The organism is Tenacibaculum aquaeponti (genome assembly GCF_057221555.1).
In genome coordinates, this window is sequence record NZ_CM170147.1 from 2,701,889 (window position 1) to 2,716,546 (window position 14,658).

The following is a 14,658-nucleotide window of genomic DNA, read 5'->3' on the forward strand; positions in this document are numbered from 1 at the left end:
AAATACGAGAATAGTTCAATAGATTAAGTCGCTTTATATAGATATTATATACAGTACTATGGAGTAATAGTTATTGTGTAAAAGAGGGAAAAGATATTTTTAAATGTGTTTTCCCTCTTTATAAATTAAAAAGATTTTATCTAGCGGCATTAAAACTGATATTTTAATCCAAGTTGGGCTCTCCAGCGAGAATTAATTCCATCTAAAACCCAAGGTGTAGCGTTTTCATCTAACGTGAATTGATACACAGGTTGATTATTCTGAACACCTCTAAATTCTAATAAGTTGAAATTTGAGTTTACTACGTTAGGTACAAAAACTAATCGTCCCCAGTTTTTATGAATTAAGTTTAAAACATTAAAAACATCTAAACTGATTTGTAAATTCGAATTATTTTCAAAAGGAAGATTGTATACAAACTTAGCATCTAATTGATGATTCCAAGGTGTTCTACCTCCGTTTCTCTCTGCATAACTTCCTCTATTTTCTCTTAAATAATCATTATTCTCAATAAAAGCATCTAAACGATTCCATTGTTCTTGCGCAGAAACTAATACATTTCCATTGGTGTCTGTAATATTTTGCAATTGAATTTCTCCTTGATTTGCTGGAATATAAACCAAATCATTTCTAGATGATCCATCTCTATTTACATCTCCTTGATACACTACAGAATACGGGTTTCCTGAGGTTCCTGTATATAAAGCAGAAAGCTGTATTTGATGTTTGTTTTTGAAGTTGATATTGTAACCGTGTGATGAAACAAACTTATGACGTAAATCGAAATTAGAGAATGATAAATCTGGATCGTGAGAGTTTATAGCCTGATTCCATTCAAAATTTGCAGCGGAAGAATTACGAACAGTACTCGATATTTCTTTACTTTTTCCATTTGTATATCCTAAGAACCCAGAATAATTATCGGTTTCTTTATATAAACCAAGATTGATATTATAACGGTATCCTTTGTTTGTATTACTTAATAAAAACACATTGGTAAAGTTGTCGTTTACGCGAGTTCCATTATAAAATAAACGATTATCTGCTCCAGAATAATTGCCAAATTCTTGTCTTCTGTTTATCGATTGAAAGAAAATTCCTTTTAAAACATCAGTATAAGTTGCTTCAGCTGTAAATCTAAACTTCCTTGGTAATTTTGCTTCGAAATGTAAGCGAGTTTTCCATTCTCTTGGTAATTCAAAATCGTTATCAATTAAATTGATTTCTGTTAAGCCTGGCTGTTGAGTAGCTAATGTTCCTAAATTTTCTTCTAAACGAACTGTATTTCCATTAGGGCGAATATCTACATTAAAATAATCTGTTCCAGAAATATATTCTGCATATGCAAACCATAAATACGGAATTCTACCTGTAAATAATCCGCTTCCTCCACTAAGTTTGTATTTTTTGTTTTCATCTAACGTATATTCAAAACTTACTCTTGGATTGATATGTGGATTTACTTCTATTTGATTCGTGAAATTACTGAACTCTGGAGTGTTTCTAACTAACGGACTTAAAGGTAAATCGTCTAATAAGAATTGATTATCTAATCGAACACCTAAGTTTAATGAGAATTTATCACTGATTCTTATTTTATCTTGAAGATAAAAAGCTGAAGTCAAAACATCAATTGTTGCTGAAGGGCGATTGTTTACAAAATCAAAAGAATTGTTTGTAACATGATATACTCCACGAATTCTGGAAGGTCTATCATTTAAAAAATCATCGACAGAACGATAAGCCCAACGTCCATTCCATGCAGTTAAAAATCCGTAATCTATATCATTGTATTGAAATAATAATCCACCCGTAATTGTATGATTATTTTTGTAATACGTTAACTTATTTGTGAGCTGAAAAGTGTTCAAATTTGTATTGTAAATAGAAGCTTCTCGATATGTTCCGGCAAAAATTCTATTAGAAGAATCGTTAATTTCTATATGCGGAAAAACTCTTCCGTCATACGAACGATCTTCCTTTACTTTTGTGTAACCGAAAGTTAAAATATTAGATGTGTTTTCAGATAAACTAGAGTTTAATTCTAATGTTGTACCGTTAAGAATACTATTGTGTCGGTATCCCTGATTTCCAAAATTAAAAACCGCTTGGTTCCATTCTAAATTATCAGTAAAACTCTTTACAAAGTTATTCCGTAAAGTTAGTTTATGTTTTTCTGAAATATTATAATCTAAACGAGCAAAAATCTTCGTAGAAGCAGTTTCTATATCACTACTTTCAAAAGCACCAGGATCGTAATTATAATCTGTTCTTAATTTATCAGCAATATCAATTACAGTTTGTTGACTAATATTTGACCCTGAAGAACCCGGAGCTCCGATAAGAGGAGTTTTACTCAACGCTTGCTCAACATTTACATAATAAAATAGTTTATCTTTTTTTATGGCTCCACCAACGCCACCACCAAACTGAATATCATAAAAACTATTCGCTTCTTGTTCAATTCCATCAGCAAAAGAACCAATTAGTAATTGATTGTTTCCATAGCCATATACTTCGGCTTTTGTAGTATTTGTTCCGTTTTTTGTAACCACATTAATATTGGCTCCAGTAAAATTTCCTATACTTACATCAAACGGTGAGGTTTTAACAGAAAGCTCTTTAATTGCTCCGAAACTAATAGGCTGACTACGAGATAAACTTCCAGGAGTTCCATTTGCAGAAGATCCAGCTGCACCACTTGCTGGCTCTTGAAAACCAACAACGTCGTTACTAGCTATTCCATCAATATTAAAATTATTAAATCTATTGCTTGCTCCTCCAAATGAATTCAAATTGGCTTCAGATAAGTTTCTTGTTAAATCTTGCACACTTCTACTAATTGTAGGAGTTTTTAACAATTGTTTGGTGTTAATAACAGATGGATTTATCCTATTCGATTTTCCAGAAATTACAACTTCATCTAACGTAGCATTTTCTTCCTGTAAAGGAATATCTATAGTTAATGTTTTTCCCAATTGAATTGTAATTCCTGTTTTAACGTATGTGTGATAGCCAATAAAATGAACTTCAATTTTATATGTATTTCCTGGTGGAATATTAGCGATTACATAATGACCAGATTCTTGTGAACTTGTTCCATAAGAAAAATTAGTTTCTGTGTCTGTTATAATTATCGAAGCAAAAGGAATTGAAAGTCCTTGTTTATCTGTTATTTTCCCCTCAACATTCCCTGTAGTTTCTTGAGCGTAACTGAATAAAACAGAAAAAAGAACAGCAATAAAAAATTTAATTTTCATACGAATGAAAAATGATTTAGTTAATTAAAATAAAGGTGTGCATAGCTTGTACTTTTAAGTAGTTGCTTAAAAGTTTATCACAAGTAAATAATATGATTAAGCTAATAGGGGAGAACCTTTATTATGCTGACTTTTTATATAAGTTTCTGAAGAAGTACATTCAGTGTAAAAAGGAATACAGAAGGTTGAGATGATAGTTAAAATGATACTTTCTAAAACAGAATTTTTGGTGTTTAAAAAGTAAAAAAGATCACTTTTAGAATCTAAATCTTTTAAAGGATTTAAAAGAAGAGGTGCCGAATTTTTTTTAGTGAATAGCGTAGATAAAACTTCTAACAATTCTGAAGTTTGCCAAGGTAATGCAGCAAACTCATCTTTTTGGAATTGTTGTTTTGAAATTCCTATTAAATACACTCCACCATCAAAAGCAGGACCTAATGTGTTTCTGTGTCCAATTAAATTTTCGTGAGCGATTAAAATATGTTGTGAATTTAATTCAGGACTATCGTTACCAATAGTAATTACATGATCGTATCCTTGATTAAAAACAGTTTCAATTGCATTAGAAAATCGTTCACCGAAAGTTTTTCCTTTTTGATTCTTTTCATTAAAAACAAGAATGTCTAATCCTGTTTTTTGAGCTTCAGAAAGTGTTTTTTGATGTAAATATTTGAATAAAAGTTGACCCTTGCGTATTTGCTTTTCTTTTACTTCTTTTTCAGAAGTATTTGAAAACAATAAAATGGCAGTATTGATACTTTTATTTAACATTCTTTTTAATAAAGTGGAGTATATAGTCGATATAAATTACAACACATTACTTGATAAAGAAAAAAAACGACCAAAAAGGTCGTTTTTTAACAATGAATATGTTGTAATATTATTGACTTTTAAATCTTTAATTCGTCAAATAATTCAATAAGTTTTTTGTCTGATGGTCTAGGAGCGTAAGATTTTACAATGTTTCCTTCAGGATCAATTAAAATAAAATGAGGAATTCCTTGAACTTGATAATCTAAAACAAATTTAGATTGCCAGTCTTTGTCAGCCATTAACTGGATTCCTCCTAATTCTTTATCCTTAATCATTTTTTTCCAAGTATCATGATCAGCTTCAGCATCAATTGAAATACTAACAAAAGCAATGTTTTTATCACTATATTTTTCTTCCACTTTCTTTAAAAATGGAATTTCAGCTTTACAAGGTTTACACCATGTTGCCCAAAGATCGATGTACACATATTTTCCTTTTAAATCTGCTAAAGATGTTGTTCCGCCAGCATTATTTTCATAGTTTTCGAAAGAAGGAGAAGCATTACCAGCGGCTAATTTTTTAATTCCATTAAACTGTTTTGTTATTCTTTCTTTTAAGGCTTCGTCTTTAGAAAGCTTCATAATGGCATTATATAAAACTTCTGATTTAGGATTGTTCGCCGATATTTGAAAAGCCATATCCTTTAATAAGCTACTTTTGATTATTTCACTTTTATGTGATTCTATATATTCAATAGCTGCATCTTCAAATGAGATGTTTTTTTCTTTTGATTTGATACGAGCAGAGTTAGTAAAATGATAACTAACAATGTTTTTATAAGAGTTGAACTTTTTGAAATGATCTTCATTATTTACATCTAATTTATCTAAGTTAAGAGGGAAAGATTCTGAAACTTTAAACTCATTATCTTTTGAAAAATATCGATGTGCAGGTTGATAATTTGTTAGATGCGATAAATACTCGTAATTTAAATTGATTTTCTCTTCCTTAGCAAAATCGCTATCTACATTTTCTAAAGTTTTTTCAAGTTCTTTATTTATGTCGTCCATTTTAGCTAAGTATGCAGTTTCATCAAGAGAGTATAAGTCTTGCATAGATCCAGCTCTTTCTTTAATTAAGTATTTTTGAGCTAGAAAGTTATTTGCTTCGTTACCTTCACCTGAATACACAATTGTTTCATCAAATTCTTTAGCATCCATATTTAAAGAAAGCTCATATCCGTCTTTTAAATAGAAAGAAGAGGATTCTTTTCCGTCGCTAAAACGATGATGACCATTAGCATTAAAAATGGTGTCGGCAAAAGAACCATCTTCTGATAGTTTAATTGTTTTAACCAATTCGTTAGAACTATTTATAATTGCTAATTCTTTGCTGTTAGGATTTTTAATGTTTCCTTTAAATAAAGCGTAGTTAACTGTTTGTTCTTTACCGCATGAAACTAAAGCTATAGTAGCGATACCAAAAAGTAGCTTTTTCATAATTTTTTAAGATTTAGATTGGTTTTTAATATGAATTAAATATATGATTTTTTATCAAAAATAATGCCGACTCTACATCTTATTTGGTTGATTTTTAATTTGTTTGTTTCTTTTTGGTTTTTTTATTGCAGATTTATTAAAATCATATAAACAAAAAACGACCTATCAGGTCGTTTTTTTGATTAGAATACGTGTTGATTATTAACAGCATCCACCTCCATCATAATGGAAAGTAGATTCTGAAAAATAAATATCATCTCTTCCTAAAGCTTGTAAAGCAGTGGCTGTTTTATCGCAAATCGCTAAAGGTTGATTTTGTAATAAAGTGTGTCCTTTACCATCATCGAAATACTCTTCTTCACCGTAGTAAATAGCAGCTTTTCCAGTAAAAATACATGGACCATCTTCTGGCATAGGATCTTTTATTGCAGCTACTTCTATAGATTCGATATAAATCAATTCATCTGTAGGATAATTTTTTGGATCTAAAATTCTGTAAGGTTTTCTAGCTCTAATTTCAATAGTACCGAAACCAGCGTCAGTTAACATTTTTACATATTCAGCAATCGGTAAACTTCCACTTAAACATAAAGCACGTAAACGTTCGTCGTTTCGTAACGTCTCATTCATTGGTTGTTCACAAGTTGGATCACTCATTACTAAACGTCCGTGAGGTTTTAATACACGATACATTTCAGCAATAGCTTTCTTTAAATCATCTGCTTTAAAAATGTTGAATAAACAATTTTGAGCAGCAACATCGATAGAGTTATCTTCTACAGGTAAATTCATTGCGTCACCTTTGCGTAGATCAACAAATTCGCTTTTAAACCAATCGTTTTGTTCTTCTGCTTTAATAAAGTTTTTTCGAGAAGCTTCTAACATTTCATCGACTACATCTAAACCAATAACCCCATTTTTTTGACGAGAGAAGTAAGAGAATTGTAATAATTCCATTCCACCTCCAACACCAACGTATAATATTTTCGGACTATTAGTTAAGTCTCTAGCATGCACTGTTGAACCACAACCGTAGTTCATTTCTTGCATAATTTTAGGGATTTTTAATCCTGGTAATTCCCAAATTGGGTTAGTAGTACAACATAATCCTACATCTGGAGTTAATGCTGCTTCTTTATATACATCTTTTGTTGTTTCTAAATAACTCATTCTTACTTGTCTTTTTTAATTAAAAAGTCTACAGAAAATTTATCAAGTTCTTTTGGTAGTAATAATAAACTTACCAAAAGTATTGTTCTATACATTACATGAGATAAATCCCAAATAGGATCCTTTAAACCATGCCCAAAAGTTACAATTACTAAAACTAAGGCTAAAGTATATAAGGCATAATCTCTTTTTAAACCAATTACTAACAAAAAACCACCAATAAATTCTGCTAAAGAAGTAAAGTAAGCAGAAAATAACAATAAGAAGTCAGGAAGTAATTCACCATAACTGGATTGGAAGAAGTTTTTGTAAACATTATCCAATCCAAATTTGAATACTTTTCCAAATCCTTGGAAAAAGAAAATAAATCCAAGAATTAGTCTAATTGTTAAAACAGCTATTTGTTTGTTAAGCATTATAGTTCTTTAATTAAATCTTTAAATATAGCGACCAAATTAGGTTCTGCTTTTCCAGCAGTTGCGATAATATCAGCAATATCTACTGGTTGTAAATTTTTAGGGTCGCACTCATCAGTTAAAACCGAAATAGCACAACATGGAATATTTAATTGTTTAGCTACAATTACTTCAGGAACAGTACTCATACCTACAGCATCTGTTTCAAGTATTTGAAGCATTCTATATTCTGCACGCGTTTCTAATTGCGGACCCAATACACTAGCATAAACTCCTTCGTGTAGCGTTATGTCGTGTTTTTGAGCAATACCTTTCAGTAAATCATTTAATTTTTTTGAATAAGGCTCTAACATGTCTGCAAAAATGTTTCCGAATTCTTTGGCTTCACCAAAAGCTAAAGGAGATTGTCCTTGTAAATTAATATGATCTTCAATAAGCATTAACTCACCTTTGTTGTACGATAAATTAATAGCTCCGGCAGCATTAGAAATTAATAAGTTTTCAATTCCTAATCCGTGCATAGTTCGAATTCCGTATGTAACTTCCCATGGTGTATAGCCTTCATATAAATGAAAACGTCCAGACATTACAACCACTTTTTTACCAGCTAATTCTCCGTAAATTAGTTTCCCTGAATGAAATTCTACTGTAGCTTCTGGAAAATTTGGAATATCACTATAAGGAATTTCTGTTTCTATTGTTATTTCATCTACTAATTTTCCTAAACCTGTACCTAATACAATTCCGATTTTAGGATTTGTAATATCATTTTCTTTAAGGTAGTTTATAGTTTCTTGTAGCTGTTGTTTTTTCATAAGTTTAAAAATTGTTGAAATGCAGGGTGTTGTTGAATGTCTTCAATAACATCAACATCATTTAACATGGGTAATAAATGTACACTTTCTTTTTGTAAGTCTTGTAGTGTTTCTTTTCTAACAGTTGAGGTTCCCCAAGCTTTGTTTTGGAATATTTCAGGATACACTTTTTTGCTGGCTAATAAATAATAACCACCATCTTCTGCTGGACCAATAATAATGTCATTATGATCTAGTTTTTCAAAAGCTTCATTAATATGATCTGGAGTTAAATCGAATAAATCACTACCGATAATAGCAACCTTTTCATAACCATTTTCAAAAGCTTCTGTAAATGAATTTTGCATACGCATACCTAAATCTTCTCCAGATTGTTGGTGTTTTGTATACGTTGTATCCCAAATATCGTTGTTTCTAATTTTTACAGAATAAAAAACAGCTTTATCACAAGATAAATGCTGCGTAACTTCTTTGGTTTTATTCAGTAAGAATTTATATATATCTAATGCTTTTTGATCTCCTAGAGATTTTGCAAGCCTTGTTTTTACTTTACCCAATTCTGGATTTCGCGTAAAAATCATCAGCAAATTTTTACTCATATACTTTTATGCCCTTTTTTAACCACTTTCCCCATTCTTTATCAAAAGCATGTACTTTTTCTGTAGGTTTATTATTTGTGTTAATCACAGTAAAACCTTTGTTTTTCCATTCAAAAATACCTCCGTATAAATTAAATACATTGGTAAATCCTTTTTTTTGTAGCTGTTCTGCGATGTCTTCAGAACGTACTCCGAGAGAGCAATATACTACTATTTTAGCATCTTTTTTATTTGCTAAAATTACATCTGTAGTTCTTTTTAAATCGAAGTTTTGGTAACCAACAAAGATTCCATTTTTAATACTGCTAACATTATATTCTTTAGCTTCTCGAGCATCTAATAGAATATAGTTACTTTTTTGTTTTGATAACTCTTCAACAGTAATATACGGAACAGACTCAGTATTGTATTTTTTCAATAGTCGTTTTAAACTACTTTGTGAGAAAGTAAATGAGAAAATAAAAAACGATAGAAAAAATACAATTTTAGTCTTCATGATTTATGCAACAGTTCCTTGACAACTACTTCCTGCTCCAGCAGTACATCCGTAACAATGCTGATTGATAATGATATTTCTGTTTTGAAGTAATTCTTCGTTATATTCAGAAATGTGTTTTACTTTACTTGCTACTTTTAGATTTAGCATTTGATTGAAATCACAATCATATAACCAACCATCCCAACTTACAGATAAAGTATTTGTACACATTACATTTTCTACAGCCATTGGATTATAAGCTTCAACTAAAGCGTACATATAATCTTCATAATTTTCAGAAGCGATTAAATAATCTAAAAATCTACTGATAGGTAAATTTGTAATTGCAAATAAGCTATTGAAAATAATACCAAAATCTTCATGCAATGCTTTTTTGAAATCACTTTCTAAAGCTGCTTGATCTCCTGGTAAAAATGCTCCTGAAGGATTGTAAACCAAATCCAATTGAAGTCCAGATCCTTCTTTTCCGTATCCAACCTCATTTAGCATTTGAAGTGCTTTGATAGACTTATCAAAAACACCATCACCTCTTTGTTTGTCTGTTTTTCCTCTTGTCCAGTGTGGCATAGAAGAAACAACATGAACATTATGTTTTTTGAAGAACTCTGGTAAATCGTAGTACTTTTTGTTGGCTCTAATAATAGTTAAGTTAGAACGAACGATAAAATCTTTGATTCCTGCTTTAGAAGCTTCTTCAACAAACCATCTGAAATTTGGATTCATTTCTGGCGCTCCACCAGTTAAATCTAATGTATGTGCCCCAGTTTTTTTAATAACATCTAAGCATTGTTGCATAGTTTCAGTGGTCATAATTTCTTTTCTGTCTGGACCCGCATCAACATGACAGTGCGCACATACTTGATTACACATGTAACCTAAGTTTATTTGTAAAATTTCTAGCTTTTTTGGACGCAAAGGAAACTGATTAGTCTCTTTTATCTTATCTGCAAATGTTGGTAATTCACCATTTTGAAATATTCCGTTAGATAATATTTCTAATTGATGAGTAGTATTTGCCAAATCATTGTTTCTAGCTAAGAGTGATTTTTTCATCGAGTTTTAATTGTGAATTAAAAATTATAAACGAAATCAAGTTCAATTCATAATTTAGAATAATTCATAGCATGATTACATTTCAAGTTTATTCACTTTATTCATCATTTGCACACCATGTACTAAAGTTGCTCCACTTTTTATAGCAGCTCCAACATGAATTGCTTCCATCATTTCTTCTTTAGTAATACCTCGTTGTAATCCGTCTTTTGTATAAGCATCAATACAATAAGGACATTGCTCTGTGTGTGCTACAGCTAAAGCAATTAAGCTTTTTTCACGAGCAGTAAGTGCTCCTTCTTCAAAAACTTTTCCATAATAGTCGAAGAACTTGTTTCCAAGTTCTTCGCTCCATTCTGTAATTTTTCCAAACTTTCTTAAGTCTGAAGGATCGTAATATGTTTTAGACATTGATAATTTCTTATGTATTTAGAAAACTAAAGATACTATTTTCCGTTTAGATTCCAGTCGTAAGGTAAGTGATGGATTTTAGCTTCGCTAGCTACTTTTTCATCAGCATACTTATTAATATAATCTATAACAGAACCCTCTTTCGTGAAATCTCCTTTAAACCAGTTGAAGATTTCTGAGATGTGTATTGTTTTCTTTTTATTTAATTTGTTTCTTTTTGAATCATTTATGAATTGCTTCATTAAGCTTTCTAATTCACTATCAATATTTTTAGCTGTGAAAGCTTTGTTGTGTAATTTAGGACAAGAACCAGAAGCGCAATTTACACCAACATGAATTCTTGGATCAAATAATTTTTTTCTTAAGATATTATGTTCAATATGATCTAAAGTATATGTTTTACCGCCAACTTTTGCAAATGGAATTTTCCAAGCGTTTTTACCTTTCTTTTTAATTTTAGTGATACTCTTCAATGGATAGTTCTCTAAAATTAATTTTATCGTATATGCATTGTAAGCATTAATCCAAAAAGCTTTCTGCTTGTCTTTAGACCAAGAAAGACTAGGTATTGTTTGGTTTAAATACGCTAAATAAGAATCTAAAACAGCTTCATCTTTTTTAAATGCTTTATAATTCACGTTTCCTTTAGTATCTACATGTTTATTTAATAATGTGTTGAACTTTGAAGATTGAGCTATTACATTTATTGATAAAAATATTGATAAAATAAAAACGATTTTTTTCATGATAATTGTTATTTATAAATGTAGACGTTAGTTTTAAAAAAACTTTACAAAGAATATTTAGGAATATTAAAGAGTAACCAAATTAAATAAAAAAACCCACTCAAAGATTGAGTGGGAAAATTGCTATGAAAAAGAAAAAGTGTCCTCAAACGTCTCTGAGGACACTACAAATATAAAGCAATTAAAAGGTATAAAAACAGGAAAAACATGGTTTTTTTTTGTGTTTTTTTTATTGTGTTGTAAATCAATGGTTAAGAAGTGTTTTTTTTATGTTAAATTTTTTTCTGTTTCGAAAAAAATTTTAAAAAGAGGTTTTTTAGCTCTGTTTACTTTATGATTCCGTTTTGAAATATTTTAAATTTTAGTTTAGAACACTTAGATTTTAACTGGTTCATTAATTGCTTTTATAGGAATTTTATAAGGAATGTCCATAAAGTTACTATGTCGAGATTGTAGAATTTTAGCATCATAAAATATGAATTGCTTTTATTTATAAATATGTGTTTGTTAAAGGTTAGATGTATTTCAGGCTAGTCTGATGAAATAAAAAGAAATGGTTTTCGAAAGATAGTGCCTGCAACTTGTCCCCATTGAAAACCATCAAGATTGTATCCTGTTCTTATTTCATTATTGGTTAATAATGCTTCTCCTGCTGCTGCTCTTGAATGACTAAATACATCAATTTGATTATGATTCAATTTATTTTTTAAAAGCCTTTCAGAATTTTTTTCGTTTAGTTTATCAATCACCGAATTTATATCTTCAGCCCAGCATTTAACTATATTTTTCACAAAGTAAGAAGTTAAGTTTTTTCGAATTATAGGATGACAATCTTTAAAAGTTATATCTTGTTGAAAAGCTTTTATAGATGATTCTATTATATTCCATGAATCCTTTTCAATCTTTTGAGTAAACTCATGATTGAAGCATTATAAGAGAAAAATATCCCTTTGAATAAGTTTTCTTAACTGTAGCTTAAAGCGTTTAAGGTTAAAATAAATTCGAAATTTTGCATTTTGTTTTCTTACAAATTTCGTTGTCAAGATGTTTTTAAAACAATGCTATATCGCTGTTAAAACTTGCTTTAAGACTATTTATCTTCGTAGTTATAACAAATAGAAAGGAGGTTTTAGTTTTTAAAATAAAAAAAACCGTTAAAAATCATAAGATTAATAACGGTTTAGTACAGAAGGCGGGACTTGAACCCGCACGGGCATTACGGCCCATTGGATTTTAAGTCCAACGTGTCTACCAATTCCACCACTTCTGCATGGTGTGTTTATATTAAGAGTTCGAGCGAAAGACGGGATTTGAACCCGCGACCCTCACCTTGGCAAGGTGATGCTCTACCCCTGAGCTACTTTCGCGTAAGCTTTTTTATGAACTTGTGCAATTGTTATTGCGGATGCAAATATACAACGGTTTTTTTATTCTACAAATAAAAAACAAGTATTTAAAACAGCTTTTTATAAGTAAAATGTTTTTTTAATGTTTAAGTGGTTTAAAAACAGTTGTGTAAATAAAAAAATATTTTTGTTAAAATGAATAGAGGGTTAAATCGTGTAGCGAGAAAAATTAAGCGCATAAAAAAACCGTTGAAAACGTAGGGTTAACAACGGTTTAGTACAGAAGGCGGGACTTGAACCCGCACGGGCATTACGGCCCATTGGATTTTAAGTCCAACGTGTCTACCAATTCCACCACTTCTGCATGGTATTTTATATAGAAATCAGATTTAATAAATAATTTCTGATTTGTAATTTTAAGAACTTGTGCAATTGTTATTGCGGGTGCAAATATACAATGGTTTTTTTATTCTGCAAATAAAAAAGATGTTTTTTCAATAAAAATATTTTCACTCATTAATAAAACTCAAAAAACATGGTGGTTACACTATTATAGAATATCTTTGCAAAAATTTTGGAATTAGCAAGGTGGGTTTAGTTTTGGTTGAAGATAAGTCGATATTGAAAACAGTTTTTTTAGATTTTAAGCAGCTTACTAAAGTAGGACTTTCGGTAAGTGTTGTATTTACATCAATTGCTGGATATTTATTAGGAGCAGAAACTATAGATTATACAACTATATTAATGTTAGCTATTGGTGGCTACTTAATGGTTGGTGCATCTAATGCTTTTAATCAAGTAATTGAAAAAGATATAGACAAATTAATGCAACGCACTAAAAACAGACCACTTCCTGCTGGAAGAATGAGTCCTACTGTGGCATTAATCATAGCTTCATTATTCACTATATCTGGTATTGCAATATTATATGCTATCAATCCGAAATGTGCTTTGTTTGGAGCAATATCTATTTTTCTTTATACAAGTGCATACACACCTTTAAAAGCTGTGACTCCTTTAGCTGTGTTTGTTGGAGCAATTCCTGGAGCAATTCCTTTTATGTTAGGTTGGGTTGCAGCAACAGGTAAATTTGGTGTTGAAGCTGGATTTTTATTTATGATTCAGTTTTTTTGGCAATTTCCACACTTTTGGGCTATCGGATGGTTGCAATATGAAGAATACAACAAAGCTGGTTTACATATGCTTCCAATGGATAAGAAAGACAAAGGAGCTGTTGTTCAAATGATATTTTATACTGCTGTAATGATTTTAATTTCTATTGCACCAGTTTTAAAGAGTACTGGGAGTCTATATATATATCCCATAACAGCAGTCATTGTAGCAAGTTTAGGGCTGTTAATGCTATTTTATGCAATAAAATTGTATAAATCAGAGTCGAATATAGATGCGAGAAAGTTAATGTTGGCTAGTGTGTTTTATATCACAGTGTTGCCAATAATATATGTTATAGATAAATTTTTACACTAATGGATAGAGCTCAAGTTGATAGTGAGTTAAGAGTAGCGAAAAGAAAATCAGCAAAACCAATGTTATGGGTTTCACTTATAAGTATGGTAATGTTCTTTGCTGGTTTAACAAGTGCTTACATTATAAGTATGAAAAGAGATGATTGGGTAACTTTCGATTTACCTCAGGCTTTTTATGTGAGTACAGTTTTAATAGTTTTAAGTAGTATAACCTTGTTTTTATCTCATAGATTACTAAAACAAGATAAACTACAACTATCTTTTGTTTTACTAACCCTAACTTTTATTTTAGGTTTAGCATTTGTTTGGTTCCAATATGTAGGGTTTGAGCAATTACGTAGTTCTGGGTTATATTTTACAGGTCCAGGAAGTACAGTTTCTGTTTCATTACTACTAATTATTACTTTTATGCATGTTTTACACTTGTTAGGAGGTGTGATTGTGTTAATTGTTGTTATTTATAATCATTTTAAAAAGAAGTACTCTTCTGCCGATATGCTTGGTTTTGAACTAGGTGCAATCTTTTGGCATTTTGTAGATGTTTTATGGATTTATCTATTTTTCTTTTTCTATTTCATTAGATGATTAAAAATGTGTAATTTTG

At 30.3% G+C, this 14,658-nt stretch carries 14 protein-coding genes and 3 tRNA genes; 2 read left to right on the forward strand and 15 right to left on the reverse strand.

The features are described from left to right. Positions 1-149: 149 nt before the first annotated feature. The 15 genes from AC2TEO_RS12155 to AC2TEO_RS12225 all read right to left on the reverse strand — a co-directional run bounded on the left by AC2TEO_RS12155 (position 150) and on the right by AC2TEO_RS12225 (position 12,931). The gene (locus AC2TEO_RS12155) at positions 150-3,260 is read right to left on the reverse strand and encodes a TonB-dependent receptor (RefSeq protein WP_442265087.1); all 3,111 of its coding nucleotides are present in this window, start codon (positions 3,258-3,260) and stop codon (positions 150-152) included. A 96-nt stretch (positions 3,261-3,356) separates the two neighbouring features. After that, a complete protein-coding gene (locus tag AC2TEO_RS12160; protein WP_442265088.1) occupies positions 3,357-4,031 on the reverse strand; it encodes a DUF2064 domain-containing protein in 675 nt (224 codons plus the stop codon). Positions 4,032-4,150: 119 nt separating this feature from the next. Then, positions 4,151-5,512, reverse strand: a complete 1,362-nt coding sequence (locus AC2TEO_RS12165) for a TlpA family protein disulfide reductase (RefSeq protein WP_442265089.1) — start codon at positions 5,510-5,512, stop codon at positions 4,151-4,153. 201 nt (positions 5,513-5,713) lie between these two features. After that, a complete protein-coding gene (gene arsM, locus AC2TEO_RS12170; protein WP_442265090.1) occupies positions 5,714-6,682 on the reverse strand; it encodes an arsenosugar biosynthesis arsenite methyltransferase ArsM in 969 nt (322 codons plus the stop codon). Between the two features lie 2 nt (positions 6,683-6,684). Continuing rightward, complete coding sequence (locus AC2TEO_RS12175) at positions 6,685-7,098, reverse strand: DoxX family membrane protein (RefSeq protein ID WP_095074716.1); 414 nt, start codon at positions 7,096-7,098, stop codon at positions 6,685-6,687. Beyond that, entirely contained in the window at positions 7,098-7,913 is an 816-nt protein-coding gene (locus AC2TEO_RS12180) for a purine-nucleoside phosphorylase (protein ID WP_442265091.1), read from the reverse strand. The genes AC2TEO_RS12175 and AC2TEO_RS12180 overlap by 1 nt, the downstream gene beginning before the upstream one ends. After that, a complete protein-coding gene (locus AC2TEO_RS12185) occupies positions 7,910-8,512 on the reverse strand; it encodes a TIGR04282 family arsenosugar biosynthesis glycosyltransferase (protein WP_442265092.1) in 603 nt (200 codons plus the stop codon). Before AC2TEO_RS12185 ends, AC2TEO_RS12180 begins: the two co-directional genes overlap by 4 nt. Next, positions 8,505-9,008, reverse strand: coding sequence for a rhodanese-like domain-containing protein (locus tag AC2TEO_RS12190; RefSeq protein ID WP_442265093.1), 504 nt, complete (start codon positions 9,006-9,008; stop codon positions 8,505-8,507). Before AC2TEO_RS12190 ends, AC2TEO_RS12185 begins: the two co-directional genes overlap by 8 nt. Positions 9,009-9,011: 3 nt before the next feature. Continuing rightward, positions 9,012-10,064, reverse strand: coding sequence for an arsenosugar biosynthesis radical SAM (seleno)protein ArsS (gene arsS, locus AC2TEO_RS12195; protein ID WP_442265094.1), 1,053 nt, complete (start codon positions 10,062-10,064; stop codon positions 9,012-9,014). 75 nt (positions 10,065-10,139) lie between these two features. Further along, positions 10,140-10,475 carry an arsenosugar biosynthesis-associated peroxidase-like protein gene (locus tag AC2TEO_RS12200; RefSeq protein WP_095074706.1) on the reverse strand — a complete coding sequence of 112 codons (336 nt, stop codon included), beginning with the start codon at positions 10,473-10,475 and terminating at the stop codon, positions 10,140-10,142. A 35-nt stretch (positions 10,476-10,510) separates the two neighbouring features. Beyond that, on the reverse strand, positions 10,511-11,221 hold the full coding sequence (locus tag AC2TEO_RS12205; RefSeq protein WP_442265095.1) for a DUF547 domain-containing protein: 711 nt from the start codon (positions 11,219-11,221) through the stop codon (positions 10,511-10,513). 530 nt (positions 11,222-11,751) lie between these two features. Continuing rightward, positions 11,752-11,919, reverse strand: coding sequence for a hypothetical protein (locus AC2TEO_RS12210; RefSeq protein ID WP_442265096.1), 168 nt, complete (start codon positions 11,917-11,919; stop codon positions 11,752-11,754). A gap of 486 nt (positions 11,920-12,405) precedes the next feature. Further along, positions 12,406-12,491, reverse strand: a tRNA-Leu gene (locus AC2TEO_RS12215). 25 nt (positions 12,492-12,516) lie between these two features. Further along, positions 12,517-12,588, reverse strand: a tRNA-Gly gene (locus AC2TEO_RS12220). 257 nt (positions 12,589-12,845) lie between these two features. After that, positions 12,846-12,931 (reverse strand) — tRNA-Leu (locus AC2TEO_RS12225). Between the two features lie 257 nt (positions 12,932-13,188). On the opposite strand from AC2TEO_RS12225, the gene cyoE reads away from it, so the two are divergent. Next, positions 13,189-14,055, forward strand: a complete 867-nt coding sequence (gene cyoE / locus AC2TEO_RS12230) for a heme o synthase (protein ID WP_442265097.1) — start codon at positions 13,189-13,191, stop codon at positions 14,053-14,055. Beyond that, complete coding sequence (locus tag AC2TEO_RS12235) at positions 14,055-14,639, forward strand: cytochrome c oxidase subunit 3 (RefSeq protein WP_442265098.1); 585 nt, start codon at positions 14,055-14,057, stop codon at positions 14,637-14,639. The genes cyoE and AC2TEO_RS12235 overlap by 1 nt, the downstream gene beginning before the upstream one ends. The last annotated feature ends 19 nt before the right edge of the window (positions 14,640-14,658 follow it).

Coding starts and splice junctions, on each gene's coding strand:
- AC2TEO_RS12235 (WP_442265098.1), top strand. CDS start 14,055: ATGGATAGAGCTCAAGTTGATAGTGAGTTAAGAGTAGCGAAAAGAAAA.
- AC2TEO_RS12165 (WP_442265089.1), bottom strand. CDS start 5,512: ATGAAAAAGCTACTTTTTGGTATCGCTACTATAGCTTTAGTTTCATGC.
- AC2TEO_RS12200 (WP_095074706.1), bottom strand. CDS start 10,475: ATGTCTAAAACATATTACGATCCTTCAGACTTAAGAAAGTTTGGAAAA.
- arsM (WP_442265090.1), bottom strand. CDS start 6,682: ATGAGTTATTTAGAAACAACAAAAGATGTATATAAAGAAGCAGCATTA.
- AC2TEO_RS12190 (WP_442265093.1), bottom strand. CDS start 9,008: ATGAAGACTAAAATTGTATTTTTTCTATCGTTTTTTATTTTCTCATTT.
- AC2TEO_RS12160 (WP_442265088.1), bottom strand. CDS start 4,031: ATGTTAAATAAAAGTATCAATACTGCCATTTTATTGTTTTCAAATACT.
- AC2TEO_RS12155 (WP_442265087.1), bottom strand. CDS start 3,260: ATGAAAATTAAATTTTTTATTGCTGTTCTTTTTTCTGTTTTATTCAGT.
- AC2TEO_RS12175 (WP_095074716.1), bottom strand. CDS start 7,098: ATGCTTAACAAACAAATAGCTGTTTTAACAATTAGACTAATTCTTGGA.
- AC2TEO_RS12185 (WP_442265092.1), bottom strand. CDS start 8,512: ATGAGTAAAAATTTGCTGATGATTTTTACGCGAAATCCAGAATTGGGT.
- AC2TEO_RS12180 (WP_442265091.1), bottom strand. CDS start 7,913: ATGAAAAAACAACAGCTACAAGAAACTATAAACTACCTTAAAGAAAAT.
- arsS (WP_442265094.1), bottom strand. CDS start 10,064: ATGAAAAAATCACTCTTAGCTAGAAACAATGATTTGGCAAATACTACT.
- AC2TEO_RS12205 (WP_442265095.1), bottom strand. CDS start 11,221: ATGAAAAAAATCGTTTTTATTTTATCAATATTTTTATCAATAAATGTA.